This is a genomic window from Pedobacter endophyticus (assembly GCF_015679185.1).
Taxonomy (GTDB): domain Bacteria; phylum Bacteroidota; class Bacteroidia; order Sphingobacteriales; family Sphingobacteriaceae; genus Pedobacter; species Pedobacter endophyticus.
The window spans coordinates 3,124,201-3,141,294 of record NZ_CP064939.1 but is presented as its reverse complement, the minus strand read 5'-3'; the positions used below and the strand labels follow the sequence as shown (position 1 = coordinate 3,141,294).

Annotated in this window: 11 protein-coding genes; 2 read left to right on the top strand and 9 right to left on the bottom strand. The window is 43.8% G+C overall.

What is annotated here, in order from left to right; translation table 11 throughout:
- The first annotated feature begins 270 nt into the window (after positions 1-270).
- Positions 271-1,503 (top strand): DEAD/DEAH box helicase, encoded by a 1,233-nt coding sequence (locus tag IZT61_RS12650; protein WP_196097264.1) that lies wholly within the window; start codon positions 271-273, stop codon positions 1,501-1,503.
- 66 nt (positions 1,504-1,569) lie between these two features.
- Complete coding sequence (locus tag IZT61_RS12645) at positions 1,570-2,481, top strand: AEC family transporter (RefSeq protein ID WP_196097263.1); 912 nt, start codon at positions 1,570-1,572, stop codon at positions 2,479-2,481.
- Between the two features lie 197 nt (positions 2,482-2,678).
- On the opposite strand, the gene IZT61_RS12640 is transcribed toward IZT61_RS12645, so the two are convergent.
- From IZT61_RS12640 to IZT61_RS22280, 9 genes are all read right to left on the bottom strand, one after another.
- Entirely contained in the window at positions 2,679-4,106 is a 1,428-nt protein-coding gene (locus IZT61_RS12640; RefSeq protein ID WP_196097262.1) for an L-serine ammonia-lyase, read from the bottom strand.
- A gap of 659 nt (positions 4,107-4,765) precedes the next feature.
- Entirely contained in the window at positions 4,766-5,425 is a 660-nt protein-coding gene (locus IZT61_RS12635) for an MgtC/SapB family protein (protein WP_196097261.1), read from the bottom strand.
- Between the two features lie 25 nt (positions 5,426-5,450).
- Positions 5,451-6,470, bottom strand: a complete 1,020-nt coding sequence (locus tag IZT61_RS12630; RefSeq protein ID WP_196097260.1) for a PorP/SprF family type IX secretion system membrane protein — start codon at positions 6,468-6,470, stop codon at positions 5,451-5,453.
- Complete coding sequence (locus tag IZT61_RS12625) at positions 6,467-12,394, bottom strand: PKD domain-containing protein (protein WP_230383659.1); 5,928 nt, start codon at positions 12,392-12,394, stop codon at positions 6,467-6,469. The genes IZT61_RS12630 and IZT61_RS12625 overlap by 4 nt, the downstream gene beginning before the upstream one ends.
- Positions 12,395-12,698: 304 nt before the next feature.
- A complete protein-coding gene (groL, locus tag IZT61_RS12620; RefSeq protein WP_196097259.1) occupies positions 12,699-14,336 on the bottom strand; it encodes a chaperonin GroEL in 1,638 nt (545 codons plus the stop codon).
- A gap of 85 nt (positions 14,337-14,421) precedes the next feature.
- Positions 14,422-14,712: a co-chaperone GroES gene (locus IZT61_RS12615; RefSeq protein ID WP_196097258.1), complete on the bottom strand. Its 291-nt coding sequence runs from the start codon at positions 14,710-14,712 to the stop codon at positions 14,422-14,424.
- 714 nt (positions 14,713-15,426) lie between these two features.
- Positions 15,427-16,131, bottom strand: coding sequence for a DUF2071 domain-containing protein (locus IZT61_RS12610; RefSeq protein ID WP_196097257.1), 705 nt, complete (start codon positions 16,129-16,131; stop codon positions 15,427-15,429).
- Positions 16,132-16,207: 76 nt separating this feature from the next.
- Positions 16,208-16,657 carry a hypothetical protein gene (locus IZT61_RS22285; RefSeq protein WP_230383655.1) on the bottom strand — a complete coding sequence of 150 codons (450 nt, stop codon included), beginning with the start codon at positions 16,655-16,657 and terminating at the stop codon, positions 16,208-16,210.
- Positions 16,658-16,709: 52 nt separating this feature from the next.
- A complete protein-coding gene (locus IZT61_RS22280; protein ID WP_230383654.1) occupies positions 16,710-16,952 on the bottom strand; it encodes a phospholipase D-like domain-containing protein in 243 nt (80 codons plus the stop codon).
- Between the last annotated feature and the right edge of the window lie 142 nt (positions 16,953-17,094).

Sequence of the window (17,094 nt, the reverse complement as noted above, 5' to 3'; positions counted from 1 at the left end):
TTTCTATATTAAAAAACAAATAAACATCGCCCTTCGACTCCGCTCAGGGTGACAATGTTTTTTGTTTTACTAGATGAGATTGACCGCCCGCCTGCCCGTCCGGTCAGGCGGGAATTAAAACTCCGCATGACAGCGTTGAAGAACGGGACGTTTGCAGCAATTCGAACGAACAATACGCCCTAAATCATTTCGCCTAATCGATATTCACAAGCCATTTGCTATTGGCGGTATTTTAAGGTACTTTTGTAAAAAAATATTAAACATAACAGATTGAATTTTAACGACTTTAATTTTAACCCCGATTTACACGAAGGTTTGATGGCGATGGGTTACAAAAGCGCTACTCCCATACAAGAACAAGCTATTCCCGTAATTTTAGATAATCACGATCTTATTGCCTGTGCCCAAACCGGAACAGGAAAAACAGCCAGCTATCTTTTGCCGGTGATGGATAAGATTAGCCGGGCTGCAGACAGACATAACAACACGTTGATTCTGGCGCCAACCAGGGAGCTAGCTCAACAAATTGATTTACAGGTAGAAGCGCTTGCTTATTTCACCAATATCAGTTCGCTTGCAGTTTATGGAGGTGGCGATGGAATGGCCTATGAGCAACAAAAACGCTCGATGCGCGATGGTGTTGATATCATTATTGCAACTCCCGGCCGTTTAATGGCCCACTTGTCGTCGGGTCTTTTAAAGCTCGAGCATTTGCAGCATTTAATTTTAGATGAGGCAGACAGAATGTTGGATATGGGTTTTTATGATGACATTATGCGCATTGTAAGTTATTTGCCCAAAAAGAGACAAACCTTGCTGTTTTCGGCCACAATGGCTCCGAAAATCAGAAAAATGGCAGGCACCATTTTGAACCATCCGCAGCAAATTACGATTTCTATTGCCAAGCCGGCAGAAGGGATTGATCAACAAGCCTACAACATTCACGATCAGCAGAAGCAAGCTTTGCTAACCGATATTTTTAAGGATGAAACTTATAAAAGTGCAATTATTTTCGCTTCGACCAAAGAAAAGGTTAAGGCTTTGTACAAAACTTTTAGAAGCTTAAAAATTAAGGCAGAGGCTTTCCATTCAGATTTAGGACAGAAAGAACGGGAGGACGTTTTACTCGCTTTTAAAAACAAGCGATTGCCGATCATTATCGGAACCGATGTGCTTTCTCGCGGTATCGACGTTGAGGGCGTAGATCTGGTTATCAATTATGATGTTCCCGGCGACCCGGCAGATTACGTGCACCGAATAGGGAGAACGGCGAGGGCAGAAACCAAAGGAACGGCAATTACCCTGGTTAACGGTCGCGATAAGCGCAAGTTTGACAACATTGAAAAGCTCATTGAAAAACCCGTTCAGCGCATGCCGTTGCCAGAGCATATTGCAAATATGGAGATTACCCACGTTGAAGAGAAAAAACCTCAGCACGCAAGAAATAACGGAAAGAAAAAGGTTTGGCACAAGAAGAAGCCTAAGCCAAGCAACCCAAGTTAATCGCATTTAAACGCCACTAAAATAATCTTATTGGCGTTTTTCTTTCATCCCAATTTTTGCACAATAATGGCAAACTTCATCTTAATCGGCTTATGTATTCTGGCGGGCGTAGTTTTCCGGAAGAGTAAAACCCTGCCCAAAGATGCCCATAAAGGAATTAATGCCTGGATAATTTATCTCGCTCTGCCGGCGGTTTCATTTAAGTACCTTCCACATATTACGTGGACAAACGACTTGCTTTTTCCGGCCCTTGCGCCAGTCTGCATTTGGTTGCTCGGTTGGTTATTTGTTACCATTTATTCGAAGTTTAGCAAAGTAAGCCGCGCTACAGCTGGCGGTTTGATGCTCGTTAGTTCGTTAAGTAATACTTCGTTTGTGGGTTTTCCCTTAATCGTTGCTTACTTTAGCGAAAAGGAACTGGCCATTGCCATTATTTGCGATCAAATTACGTTTACCTTATTATCAACCATTGGGGTAATTATTGCCATCCGCTCGTCGCAGCAGCAGAAATTAAGCGCAAAACTGGTGCTCAAAAAAGTACTGACATTTCCACCGCTTATTGGTTGTGTTTTGGCTTTGATTTTGCCTCAATATTTAGATTTATCTTCTTTAGATCCACTTTTTGATAAGCTGGCAGGAACAGTAGGTCCGTTGGCACTGTTTTCTATCGGTTTGCAGTTGCGATTTGGCGGCTGGTTCGGCGAAATTAAGCACATCAGCTTTGCCTTGTTGTATAAACTGGTTTTGGCACCACTTTCCGTTTTTGTAATCGCCGTTTTATTAGGCCTCAATGGAATAATTACCAAAATAACCATTTTTGAAATGGCGATGCCAACTTTGTTAACTGCAGGCATAGTTGCCGATCAATACAACCTCAACCCAAAACTTTCAAATTTGGTAGTCGGCGTGGGCATTTTGCTATCATTTGTTACAACCGCTATTTGGTTTTACGTGTTGAACCATTCTGGTTTGGTTTAATTTTTTGCTGCGGAAAGTTTTCAGCACCAATACACGCTGTTTTTAATTAGGGCTTGCCGTAAAGTGTTTTCAGAAATAAGATCCCCGCATTCGCGAGGATGGCGTGTTGGTACACCGCCCACCGTGGTTCCCCTCTCTTCGGGAGAGGGACTTGTACTTCAGAAACCAACCCACTTCCTTCCGGAGGGAGAGGCTTTTTAGCACTCGGGCAAGCTGATCGGAATGTTCGTCGCCAGTCCGCCATCTGATGTTTCTTTGTATTTCGCATTCATATCCAGCGCAGTCTCCCACATCGTATTCACAACAGCATCCAGACTCACTTTTGCCTTATCAGGATTGCTCTGTAATGCCAACTGACTTGCGGTGATGGCCTTTATTGCGCCCATGGTGTTGCGCTCTATGCATGGGATCTGAACTAAGCCACCGATCGGATCGCAGGTTAAGCCCAAATGATGTTCCATTGCAATTTCTGCGGCCATTAAAACCTGCCTTTGCGAACCGCCCAAACACTCGGTTAGTGCTGCAGCGGCCATAGCCGAAGAAACACCAATTTCTGCCTGACAGCCGCCCATTGCTGCTGAAATGGTTGCACCTTTTTTGAAAATACTTCCAACCTCCGAGGCACAGGCAATAAACTGAATAATTTTTTCGTCCGCATAACCATCGCAAAAGGTGATAAAATATTGCAAAACGGCAGGAATAACGCCCGCTGCTCCGTTAGTTGGCGCAGTGACCACACGTCCAAACGATGCATTTTCTTCGTTTACCGCCAAGGCAAAACAACTCACCCAATCTAAAATGTAATTGAAGCCGTTTCCGCCTTTTCTAATGGCCTCCAGCCACGAAGTATAGTCGTGGTATTCGCTTTTGCCAATCAATCGCTTATTTAAAGGAAATGCCCTTCTGGCAACATCCAATCCACCCGGCAGAAAACCCGTGGTGTGGCAGCCGCGATAAATGCAATCTCTCATTACGGCGAAATGCCGAAGGATACCTTTTTTGGTTTCGGCCTCCGACCTCCAGGCGAGTTCGTTTTCCATCACAATTTCGCTCACTTTTAAACCAGTTGATAAACACCAGTGCAAAAGCTCCTTTGCATTTTCGACAGGGAAAGGTAAATCGACCTGCGCTTTCTGGCTACTGTCTTCCCCTTCTTTTACCACAAAGCCGCCGCCAATAGAGTAATAAGTTTCGGAAAAAGCCCTTCCGTTTGATAAAAATGCCTGAAATGTTACCGCATTGGGATGAAAGGGCAGACTTTCGGCAAAGAGAAAAAGCAGATCGTTGCTATAATCGAAATCGATAAGCAGCTCGCCCGCAACATTAAGCTTTTTATGTTCCTGGATGGACTCAAAAGTTGGTGTAACTGCATCTACATCGAAAGTTACGGGATCGGCACCCGTTAAGCCCAATAAAATGGCTACATCAGTGCCGTGGCCCTTTCCGGTTTTGGCGAGCGAGCCATACAACAAAATTTTTATTGCCTCAACGCCCGTTAAAAGGCCCTGCGCTTTAAGCGAAGCAGTAAACTGCTGGGCAGCACGCCAGGGGCCTAGCGTATGGGAACTCGACGGTCCAATGCCTATTTTAAAAATGTCGAAAACGGAGATCTGTTCCTTTATCATGAAGCAAGTTAGTTGTACAAAGCTATGATTTGTTTTCAGGATTTAGGACAAATTAATCTTTAAACTATGAAGCTATTCCATTCATCAGCCTTTCTATTGCTTCTTTCTGAGGTTTGTCATCCAAAAATCGTCATTTCGAGCGTAGCCGAGAAATCTTTATAGCAAGCGAGATTTCTCCACTTAGTTGAATCAAATACTGTCCGGTTCGAAGTGGATTTTTAATGTCTGGTAAACCAACCACCACGTCAACCTGATCCAATAGCCATCAGATTTATTTTAGGGCGTTGATTAGCAAGAAAGATGCTGAAATAAATTCAGCAAGACGACCGTTCCTATAAACCTCGGTTCGATTATTGTTTGCATAAAAAGCTGGTGTAACAGGCCATCACGTCATTCCCACGCACGTGGGAATCGTAATGCATTGCGCTATTTTTGCATTAAGATCCCCAGTCAAGCTGAGGATGACGACCGGTCATGGTAAATACCCAATACAATCCAAAACAGGCCCTTATCAATCGAACTCAGGTTATAAGGTTTGTTAAAATGGGCGTGCTAAAAAACGCCAATTGTTATTTTTATTTTTTGCATAAAACCAATATCAATAATGATCAATGAAGAAAAATGTGCCCAGCCGATAGTGTCTGTTCAAATCGCAAACATCAAAAATCAAACTCAATAATCGTACTATCCTTTAACATTTGCTCCACAAAACGCTGGTGATTTTTTGGTGTTCCGGTGGCTGCCCAACTACCGGTAATGATATTGTTGGCGAGCGAGTGCTTTCCACGTTGCGGCTTAAGCTTATTCTGTTTAAAAACTTCCTCGTAACTGTCTAAATCGCTATAGTGGTCTTGCTTTTTTACGATGCGGTAAACACGTTTCGTGAAGCGGCGATCGCCGATTTCTTCGATAAACGGAAACGCAAGAAGCGCTATCAACACCACACTTGTTACGCCAATGGCCTGCTCGTAATAACCAGCGCCAACCGCCATACCAATAGCAGCAACAATCCAGATGATGCACGCGGTGGTTAAACCGTTCACACGGTTTTCTTCTTTAAAAATAACACCAGCGCCCAGAAACCCGATTCCGGTAACAATATTCGACGCGACACGATCAGGACTTTCGCCACCAATTTTAACGGATAGGATAGTGAAGAGTGTTGCACCGAGGCCAATCATAATCATGGTTTTAAAACCTGCAGATTTACTTCTGTATTCTCGTTCCGCTCCAATGATGCCGCAAAGCAGCGTAGCCAAAAGAAATTTATTTACCTCGCTTTGGGTAATAAAGTAACTGTTCTCTAAAATATTTGTCATTCTTGCCTTAATTTAATTAGGCAATTTAATAAAAATCATAACATCTTAAGCCATTGGCCCTGCCACCATTTGAGCTATTTTGAAAATATTTTTCGTAACCCACGCCAATTTCAGAGGTTCCGCCGGTGTTCGAATAGTTTATTTTAGAAGTTGTCGCATCGTGGCTAATTCCCAATCTGAACTTCTCGCCGTTCGTTTTGCGATTAAAGATATCAAAGATTACAGAGAACACAATTGCATCGTTGCCATTAGAATTTCCATCATTTCGATACCAGATTCCTGCATTTATCCCTGCATATTTATATTGCATGCCCAGGCTGAAAGAACTCACATTTTGCTGTTTGTAGGCTACAACGGATGGAATCAGATAACTTCCATCGCGATCGTACTGATCGGGAATCAGTGTGATCTGGTAGCTTAAATTACCCGATAAGCGTACTGGTAATTTAGCCTGAAAGCCCGATAACGACTCGTCGGGCCGATTTAAATGGTGAGCGGCGAGGCCGATCATAAACTTACCGTAAACCAGATTTGTTCCCGCATTTGCATCAAGATAAAAGCGGCTGTCAACATCAGGTCGTTCGGCGCCCGATATCACTCCCGGTAAGTAACCGCCGTTATCGATCTGATCGCCAAAAACCAATTTGTCCCAATTTAGCTTCTGGTTGGTTATGCCCGCCTGTAACCCGAACGACAGAGCGAAATCGTCGCCATCTATAATGTAGGAATAGCTTGCGGCGATATTGTTTTTTACCAGATATGCGGTTCCTTCGCTGCTGCGGTTAAATATTAACCCGAGGCCGCTGTTAATTTGATGGAGATTTAAATCGGCCGAAGCGCTCATGTACGAGAAATCGCTGGCCAGCCCCGTCCACTGATTCCGGTACAGTGCATTTAACCTAAAATCGCCTTCGAACTGCCCGGTTAATGCGGGATTTAAATAAATTGGTGCATTGTAAAACTGCGAATAGATATGATCTTGCGCAGCTGAAAACAGCGGCAAAAGCAATAGAAGCAAAAATAACCTCGTTCCCCTCATCATCATCTGATTAAATAAATTACCCCCGTTTTCTTTGGCGGCGATGAATCGTAAGTCATCCCTTTCCATTCACTTCCATTAATAAATTTCACGTCTATTTTCCAGTAATAAACGCCTTGTGGCTGATCTTGTCCTTTGTACGTTCCATCCCATCCTTCAAGTGGCGCCCCATCATCAAGTTGCGAGGTTTCCCATAATAATTGCCCCCATTTGTTAAATACCGACATTGTCCACTCTTTAATTCCCTTTCCTTTCGCCTTAAATGTTCTCAGTTCGTTCTTTGCACTTGCCGGCATAAATGAGTTTGGAACGCTTAAACTTCCGGGTACGCCGATTATTCGAACGATTTGGGTTGACGTTGAGGAACAACCTTCTTTATTCAGCACTTTTAATGTTACGGTGTAAGTTCCGTTTTCTGCATAAGTATGGTTTGGGGTTTTTAATGTAGAAACCGTGCCGTCGCCAAAGGTCCATTCCCAGCTTACTGCACCAACACTTGTATCTCTAAAGCCAAAGGTATAATCGGGTATCGAAATTTCATTTCCCGGAGAAACGGTGAAAGTGGCAACAGGCGGGCTCACTACTGAAATATAGTTCGATTGCGATGCCACGTTGGTACAACCCAGCGCATTAGTTGCGGTTAAGGTAACGGTATAATTATTGCCAACACCTGTGAAGGCGTGCGTAGGTTCGAAATCATTTGAGGTGGTGCCGTCGCCAAAATCCCAAACGTAGGCAATGGCGTTTGTGCTTGTGTTTTTAAATTTAACGAGTACACCATCGCAGCCGCTTGTTTTATCGGACGTGAAACTTACAATGGGTTGCGCCAATACTTCTATCTCTTCAGTGGTTAATGCATTTGAGCAATCGTTCGATGCATAAAGTGTAACGGTGTACTTTCCGGCTTTGGTAAAGGTGTGCGACACGGTTTCTGGCGCTGAATTGGTGCGTGCCGTGTTGCCGTCGCCAAAATCGTAAATAAAGGCCTTCGCCCCTTTGGTATTGTTGTAAAAATCGACCTTAAAGGGCGTGCATCCCCTTAACTGACTGCTGTTTACCACAAGTTCGGGCGTAATATCGTTGGGCGACACAGTAATCACGTACGATGAAGTGCTGCTTCCGCAAGCATTTTGTGCCGTCATAGTCACCGTAAAATCCTGCACCGCAATAACCGAATACGTGTGACTAACCGATCGCCGGTCTGTAACGCTCAACGGCATCGAGCCATCGCCAAAATCGTAGGTATAAGTGGTGGCGTCTGTTTCGGGAGAGGTATTGCTAAAATCAACCGCAAATGGCGAGCATCCCGCGGTTCTGCTTGGTGAGAAAACAGAAACTGGACTTGCCTTTACCACAACTGTAGAGGTTTGCACCGTTGTGCCGCAAGGCGTAGTTGCTTCGAGGGTAACGTTATAAGTAACATCTTTTCCCGTTAAGTCTCCCTGAAAAGTAACCGTTGGTGGCTGTGCTAAGTTAGATGTTGTTCCATTACCGAAATCCCATTTAAAGGTGCCAGCCGTTAACGAACTCGAAGTATTGGTAAACGTAACCGCCAGCGGCCCACAGCCTTGTTGCGTATTTTGGGTAAACGAGGCCACAACATCGGCACGGGTGGCAAAGGTGTGTGTGGTTTCGTCGCCGCTACAGCCTAAGCTACTGGTTACAACCAGCTTAATTTCGACATTTTGGTTTTCGCTTGCAATGGTATAACCGGGGAAAGTCGGGCCTGTTCCAATCTGAACATCATTGGCGAACCAGGTATAACTGGCATTTCGATCGGCGTATACTGTGGCTTTCACGTTGCTTGATGTAATGACGAACGGAACGCAGCCTGTATCCTGAGTGAATGTTATTTCGGCCTTTGCAGGTGGGTTTACCGTTAATTTTACTGTATTGCTCGGGCTCGAAGAACATGGGCCGCTAACTACCAAGCGCCTGTAGAATATGGTTGCCGCTGGATTGGCTGGGCTAAAATCTTTCGCCGTTGCATCTGGTACATCATTCCAGCTGGTTCCATCAGCGCTCGACTGCCATTGATAGAGAAATGTACCATTTCCGCCATTTGGACTGCTACCAACCAGCGTTGCGGCTGTTCCGCCACTACAAATCTGTTGATCGGCCGAAATGGTATTATTTGTGATGGCAGGCAAAACATTTATTTGCACGGAGTTACTTATCGATGTACAAATGGTGCTGTTAACCAACCGCCTGTAATAAGCCGACAGGGTGGCATTAAATGTTAAATCTTTGCCTGTGCCCGAAGAAACGTTTACCCATGTATTTCCATCGGCACTACTTTGCCATTGGTAAACGAAGCTGCCTGTTCCGCCCGTTGGTGTATCGCCGGTTATGGTAATCGGCTGTCCGGCGCAAACCGGAGCAGATGATGCCGAAATGTTGTTGCTGATTGGATTGTAATAGGTAATGGTGGTTTCTGATGACGATGGAGGACAGCCGGCAAAGCCGCTTATTGTCCACCTGAACTTGTAAACCTGCCCGGGTGTGAGGCCCGTAACTGTGGTGTTGAACAAGGTGGGGTCGGTAATCACTACATCAGCCTGGCCCGAAGTTAAAGTCCATAAGCCAGTGTTGGGCGAAGGGTTATTTCCTGTTAGTGTAATGCCGTTTCCGCTGCAGAGCGATTGATCGGCTCCGGCGTTGGCAACCACCGTTTCGGGGTTTACGGTTACCGTAGTAACCGAAGATATAGCCTCGGCGCAGGCCCCGCTTTGAACAATTGCCCTGAATTGGGTAGTTGTGGTCAAATTTGTAAATACAAATGGGTTCGCTGTCGAGGTAATGGTGGCCCAGGTGATTCCGTTATCGATCGATTGTTCCCACCGAACAATGCTCCCGGTTTGGCCGCTCAGGCTTATATTTCCGCCGTTTGCGTCCGAACATACCGTTACATCACCGGCCGTTGTACCTCCAACACTCAAAGGGTTTACCGTTATTTCAACATCGTCGCTTGTTGTGGTGCAATTCGCATCGCTAATTGTCCATCGCAGAACATAAGTATTGCCAGTTTCTAAGCCAGAAATTATGGTATTGGCCTGCGTGTCATCAGCGAAGGTTACTGTTGATGGCGCCGAAACAATTGTCCATTTTCCAGTACCCACTACCGGCGTATTTCCTTTCAATGTGTAGCTGGTAGTATTGCAAATCGATTCGTTGGGGCCGGCATTTGCAAGCGTGGGGCTTGGTAAAACAGAAATAGTAATGGTTGTGGGCACACCCATACAACTTGCAACTGAGCTTGGCGTAATGGTATAGGTCACCGTGCCTACGGTAGTGCCCGCGTTGGTGAGTATGTCGTTAATTGATGCCGTATTGTTGGCGGTTGCGCGATTAGTGTTGCCTGTAATTGCGCCGGTTACCTCGCTGGTGTAAGAAAAATTAACACCCGAAATTGGGGAGGTAAGGGTTATAGCGGTTGAAGTACTGTTGCAAATAGTTAGGTTTGGAGCCGATGCAACAACGGTTGGGTTGGGGTTAACTACAATTTGTAAGATGAAAGGCGTGCCTGTGCAGCCATCTTTTTCGGGGGTGATGGTGTAGGTAACTGTGGCATTGGCATTGGCATCCGAATTGGTAATTACATCGTTAATTGCGCCCGTTCCGCTGGCACTGTAGCCACTGGCATTTGCGGTGCCGGTTGCTGTCCAGTTAAAAGTAACATCAGCTGCTGCCGAGGTTGGCGTGTAGTTAACACTTGTACCTGTACAAATGGTTTTACCTGGCGCACTGGTAATGCTTATATTTTCTTTAATCGTGAGAATCACATCGTCGTTTATCTCATTACAAGGAGCGCTTAGCGATGTGGTTGCCCTTAATTGAAGCGTAACTATACCGTTTGCTTTTTCGGCAGCTGTAGGTGTGTAAACGGCGTTAAGGTCGTTTCTGCTTGGGGTGAAGGTTCCCAAACCGCCTACCCACGTTTGGCTGTTCACCGTTCCGGTTATTGCTCCGGCCAACTGAAACCCGCTATCGTTATAACAGATGCTTTGATCGGGACCCGCATTAATAACAGGTGCCGTAGAAAAGGTCATTTTTTGCGTGTCGGTAGCCGTACCACAATTGTTAATATGGGTAACAGTGATGGTGTATGCTGCATAATCATCAAACTTGATTGATGGATATTGAGAATTGGCATTTGTTCCGCCGACAAAACTATAACTTCCGCCTGTAACCGTCCATGTGTAGGTTGTGGCGGTAAGCACAGTGGTTCCCGTGAGCGTTGTTCTGCTCGGTCCGGTTGTGGTCGGGTTAAAATCGTAGGTGGTTAAATTGCACAGCAGAATGTCGGGCGAAAGCATTGCCGTTGGCACATCGTTTACTACCACGGTTTGTTGCGGTGTAGTCACCACTCCGCACGATGGCGTGGTAATGCTCAAACTGATTGCATAAGTGCCCGGCGCTGCAAATTTTAGCTGCGGCTGCTTGCTCGATGCGTTTGTGCCATTTACAAAGGTTACACCAGCGGGTACATTCCATAAATACGTATTGCCACCGTCGCAGATGTTATCTATCACCGAAAGGTCTGTTGGCGCTAATATCGATCCCACACAAATCGTGGTGGTGCTCAGGCTGAACGCCGGCTTTGGAGGATCCTGAATGCAAATCTTCATCTCTACCGGATCGGCATCGCATGCGCCAGAGCTTCGCGATTCTAAGCGGATAGTATGCTCGCCACGCGTGGCGAACTTGTAAACGAGGTTAAATGAGCGGGGTTTATTTACTTCGACAGCTACGCCATCTACAAACCAGTTATAGGTTACATTATTGGGCGTGCATGATGAGGTATTGCTGTTCGGGTTTTCGCCCAGAAGCGAGTTGTTGGTAAAAGTGATATCAGTGGCGGTACAGCCCGGTGTGTTGAAAGAGAAACGGTTTACAGGTTTTACAACCACTTTGGCATACGATGATACTGGTGTGCCGATTGTGCCGCAGAAATTATTGCCAACATTGATAGAAACGGCAAAGGAATTGAAAACCGAACCTGAGCTGGTGGTTGAGGTGCGCCCGCATGATGATGTTTGGTAAGCGTGTGTAACCTTACCGCCATTTCGGATAATATCGCACAGCGTGTAAACCGATGTTTCTCCATCGCCCCAGGTAATGGTGTACAAATCGCCGGGGAAGTTGTTTTGAATACCCGTTGATGAGGTAAAATCGACGTTAAATTCGAGCTGGCCCAAAGGCAAACAAACCAGATTATTCCCCGATGTGCCGAAAGCAGTAATGGCCTTATTGTTAATGAGCAGATAAGCCTTGGTTGCAACTGTTCCATTTGGCATTACCGCTTTTGAAAATATGGTATAATGGGTTTGCCTGGCGATTAAGGTGTATACCGATGAATTGAAAGTAGCATTGGTAGCTGCTCCTCCAGCACCCTCATCGGTTATGGTGGCCGTTACCGAGCTTGTAGGCGTAGATTCGTTCTGTAAATAAAAGGTATTATCTGGCTTACTGATACAGGTACCAAACGTTTCGGTGTTAGAGGGGGTTAAGTATTCTGAAGTAATTTTTGCTTCTACTGCTGTTCCGGCTCTGATTTCGAAGGCGGCAGATTCGGCGCTAACTAAGGTAGGACTGGTAGATTTTACGCGCAGTTTATAGCCGGTGCCTGCAACCGTAGCAGCTGGAATAATGCCATTAATGTAAGTAGTATAAAAACCTGTATAAGTGCCTATTAATTTCTCAGCGCCAAAATTTCCATTGGCATCAGATAAATAAACTTCAAAACGGTTGTTGGTAGCCATGCAGCTCGAATTGCCAACGGTAAAGGTGGTGGCGATGGTACTGCCGGGCGTATATGGACCGGGATCGACGGTTTGGATGACGATTTGTGAAAAAACATTGGATGTGATGAAAAAAGCCCCAAAAATCAGGGCAAAGAAAGTCCATCTCCTTTGACAGCAAATCATCATAAATCTTTAACACTAAGGGAACGATTATTACGCCTCCGCAAACCAGCTTGGTGTTAAATCAAACGAGTAGTCACTTCTTCAACTGTGAATGGCGACACGGAAACGTATTGTAATATTATACAAAAAACGTAAAGAATTGTTTACACTTCAAGATTTTTACACAAACGGTGGCCAAATAGCTGGCGTAATAGAACAAAAATGGTCACAGGGGTTATTAAAACGTAAAAAACCCGAAGCATCACTGCTCCGGGTTTTTTATTTTTTACACGAAATGTGTTCGATATTGATCTATCGGGGGCTTGAATTACATCATGCCGCCCATACCGCCGCCACCCATTGGAGGCATAGCAGGCGATCCACCTTCTTCTGGTTCATCGGCCAATACCACTTCGGTAGTTAATAACATTGCTGCAATTGATGCTGCATTCTCTAAAGCTACACGGCTTACCTTTGTTGGGTCGATAACACCGGCACCAATTAAGTTTTCGTAAACATCGGTACGTGCATTGTAACCGAAATCGGCAGTTCCTTCTTTTACTTTTTGTACTACGATTGAACCTTCAATACCTGCGTTTTCGCAAATCTGACGTAATGGCTCTTCAATTGCACGACGAATGATCTGGATACCTGTGTTTTCATCTTCGTTGCTTCCTTTTAGGTCGGCTAAAGCCGCAACCGAACGGATGAATGCAACACCACCACCGGCTACGATACCTTCTTCTACAGCTGCACGAGTAGCATGTAAAGCATCATCAACACGGTCTTTTTTCTCTTTCATCTCAACTTCACTAGCTGCACCTACGTAAAGGACTGCAACACCGCCAGCTAATTTAGCCAAACGCTCTTGTAATTTTTCTTTATCGTAGTCAGATGTAGTAGTTTCAATTTGCGCTTTAATTTGGCTCACGCGAGATTTGATATCGTCAGAATTACCAGCTCCGTTTATTACAGTTGTATTGTCTTTATCAACTACAACCTTCTCTGCAGAACCTAAGTAAGTTAAATCAGCATTTTCTAATTTGTAACCTCTTTCTTCTGATACCACGATACCACCAGTTAAGATAGCGATGTCTTCTAACATTGCTTTTCTTCTGTCGCCAAAACCAGGGGCTTTAACAGCAACAACTTTCAGCGATCCACGGATTTTGTTTACTACCAAAGTAGCTAAAGCTTCGCCATCTAAATCTTCGGCAATGATTACCAATGGTTTACCAGTTTGAACGGTTTTTTCTAAAACAGGCAACAATTCTTTCATGTTGCTGATTTTTTTATCGTAGATCAAAATGTAAGGGTTATCTAATTCCGCTTCCATTTTATCGGCATTGGTTACAAAATATGGAGATAGGTAACCTCTGTCAAACTGCATACCTTCAACTGTTTTAACTTCAGTTTCGGTACCTTTTGCTTCTTCAACAGTAATTACGCCATCTTTACCAACTTTGCCCATTGCTTCAGCAATTAGCGCACCGATCACCTCGTCGTTATTCGCTGAGATAGACGCTACTTGTTTAATTTTGTTGTTATCCTCGCCAACAGTTTGCGATTGTGTTCTTAAGTTTTCTACAACTGCAGCTACAGCTTTATCGATACCGCGTTTCAAATCCATCGGGTTTGCACCTGCAGCAACGTTCTTAATTCCTGTAGTAATAATGGCTTGCGCTAAAACGGTAGCAGTGGTTGTTCCGTCACCTGCAATATCAGCAGTTTTCGAAGCCACTTCTTTAACCATTTGTGCACCCATGTTCTCAACCGCGTCTTTCAACTCAATTTCTTTAGCCACGGTAACACCATCTTTGGTGATTGCCGGAGAACCGAATTTTTTATCAATGATTACATTACGACCTTTCGGGCCTAAAGTTACTTTTACTGCATTTGCTAAGATATCAACACCACGTTTCAGGGCGTCGCGTGCTTCCACGTTGTATTTTACTTGTTTTGACATTTTAATTTAAGATTTGAGAATTACGAATTACGATTTTTAATCGCAATCATCTAATAACTTTTAACTTTTTATTTCAATTGATTAATTAGCTTACTACTGCATAAATGTCAGTTTCACGCATAATTAAGTAGTCTTTACCTTCGTAAGGGAATTCGGTGCCGCCGTATTTACCATAAATTACAACATCGCCAACTTTTACGCTCGCTTTTTTACCGTCAGCATCCTCTTCAGAAACAGAAACTACAGTTCCTTTAGATGGTTTCTCTTTCGCAGTATCAGGGATATACAAACCCGATGCAGTTTTTTCTTCTGCGGCAGCTGGTTCAACTATTACTCTATTCGAACTGCCAGCAATTGGTTTAAGGTTTAACGCCATAACTTTTTATTATTTTATTTTTAATTTAAGTTTTTTACTAACCATACAGTCAACACTTTTTATGCCAATAAGCTTTGAGGGACAAATTTACACCCACACTGTCATTTTGCAAACAAAAAAAGAGTGCAGGGTGTCAGCTTGGCAGAGAACATTGATGAAGAGCGCCTCTATCTCCGCTTCATTATAGTGATGGATAGTTGTCGCCAATTTGCATGGCGAAAAGTTCGGCGTTTAAGTAGTTCCTTTCATAGATCATTATCGCAGCGCCCGCCTGAACGGGCGGGCAGGCAGGCGGTCCCGTACGTACGGGGTTAGTACAAGGCGAACAATTTTTGAGCATTAGATCCCCAGTTGAGCTACCAATGAAAGCGCTGGTTTTGTCATGCTGAGAAACGAAGCATCTGCAACCTACCTCTCACCGTTCTTGCCCCCCCACTTGCCCACTTGGCAGTGGGCTGTTGGCGTTCTGCGTTTCATCGCTTGGGGATCCTTCGTTGCACTTAGGATGACAGCGTAAAAAACCTATCATCCAAACTTGTTTTTTCAAGAACTGACCTCTGAGGATGACGACACTTCTTAGTTGAAGCCTCAAACTTGGCTCTCATTGGTAATTCGTAAGGCGATCTAAATGCTCTAGCCTAATATTACTGTTTGGTTCGGATTAGAGATTGCCATAATTTTATAACTTCAGCAAGTTACCGTAACAATACTAAATTAACCAGTTACACTTTCCCATTCATGTTCGATATTCGTCATTAATAACGCATGATCAAAAACTACGGAGCCTTTTGGGAAAAGTTTCACATCTTCAAAAAAACTCGATTTTACATTTAATACATCAAGGGCGGTAACTTGCCATTTGTAGGTTTTTAATTTAAGGCCCTCGTACCCGTTTTTGCTCGGTGAGTAACCAAGGCTTCCTTTCTCAAAAAAATCGGATGCCTCGTTTAATGTTTCAAAAATCGATTTGTTGTTGAAAAACTTTGTTTCAGTAGCGTCGATTAGTATTTCAGTATTATCCGAACTCTTAAAATCAATGTGATAATTTCCATTACTTTCTTGCACATTGAATTTGGCGTAATGATGTTTTCCTGGGAAAATCCTACCGCCAACGAGTGTGTTCAGCTTTAGTGAAGTATCTCTGCGAGGAATATAAACCCCCGATTTTGTGTCCCCATTTTCATCCCATTCTACAGCAATTCGGTGAGCACCATTTTCAGAGTTCACGCCGATAAAATCCGGCAATCCTTTGGGTTTGATATGTTTTAATCTGATGAGGCAAATACCAACAATAGCTTTGTCTTTATAAATTTTTGGCCTAAATGGAAGCGGAATAATTCGTTCAACCGCTTGTGGATCGGCCGTAAAGTTGATCAAAATTCTTCTGTCGATATAGCCGTGGATGGTTGGGGTTTTCATTTTTTGTTCTTCGGAGAATTAAAGATCGGTTGTCCCTTAATTGATTTAAATAACAGCCTCTCAAACAAACGTCTTTTCAAAACTTAAATATCTCTTTGGCTTTTTTCCAATTCTTTTTTAAGATTGGTCGGCTCGCACTTGTTTCACCATGTGAGGTCTCACCTGAAAAGTGACAGTATTTTTCAGCATATTCAGGGTCGCCAAACTTGTTCCAAGATTTGAAAGCGTCGTAGCTCATTGGTTTTTCAACGTTAAAAGGAATTTGAATACCCGTGCGGATGCAAAAGCCTGATTGCTTACTGTTTAACGCTTTGTCGATTGCTAAATTTGTTTCCGTTATGTTTTTCTCAGTTTTTGGGTGTGTGTCATTAGTAACCTTTTTAACGGTAACCCTGATTTCTTCACTTATTGTTAAAAGTCGTTGAACCTCTCCTTGTGTAGCTTCATATAGCTCTGGATCTTGTACTTTGGATATATAAATGCCCATTTCGTTATTATTCTGCTGCGAAAATTCGTACAAATTCATTGATGTAATAATTGCTTCGTTTTCGTTAATATAGCATTTTGCATGCAGATTTTTACATAAGCTCGTCCGGATTCCAATTTGGCTTTCTAACCAATTGTTTTCTTCGGGGATGAAGTTTGTTTTCCCTGTAAACGATTCTTATGTCTAGCTTTTGAATATTTAAATTAGTCAAGTGCTCTTTAATCCTGTCTGTAAACTGCAGATAAGGACTGATAAGAATTAATTTGTCCTTCGTTCCTTTTATGAGTTCTTCTAAGTGATAAGAAACCCCTGTTGTGTTTAAAAATTTTGCCATTTGTTAATCGCGTTAGTAATTAGTTCGTGGTAATTCTACAATATACATAACTTTTCCAATACTTTTTGGCTAATGCCGAACTGTACTAAACCTCTTTATCGCCCGTGGTTGAGGACTCCGCTGGCTACAAAACAAAAATCCC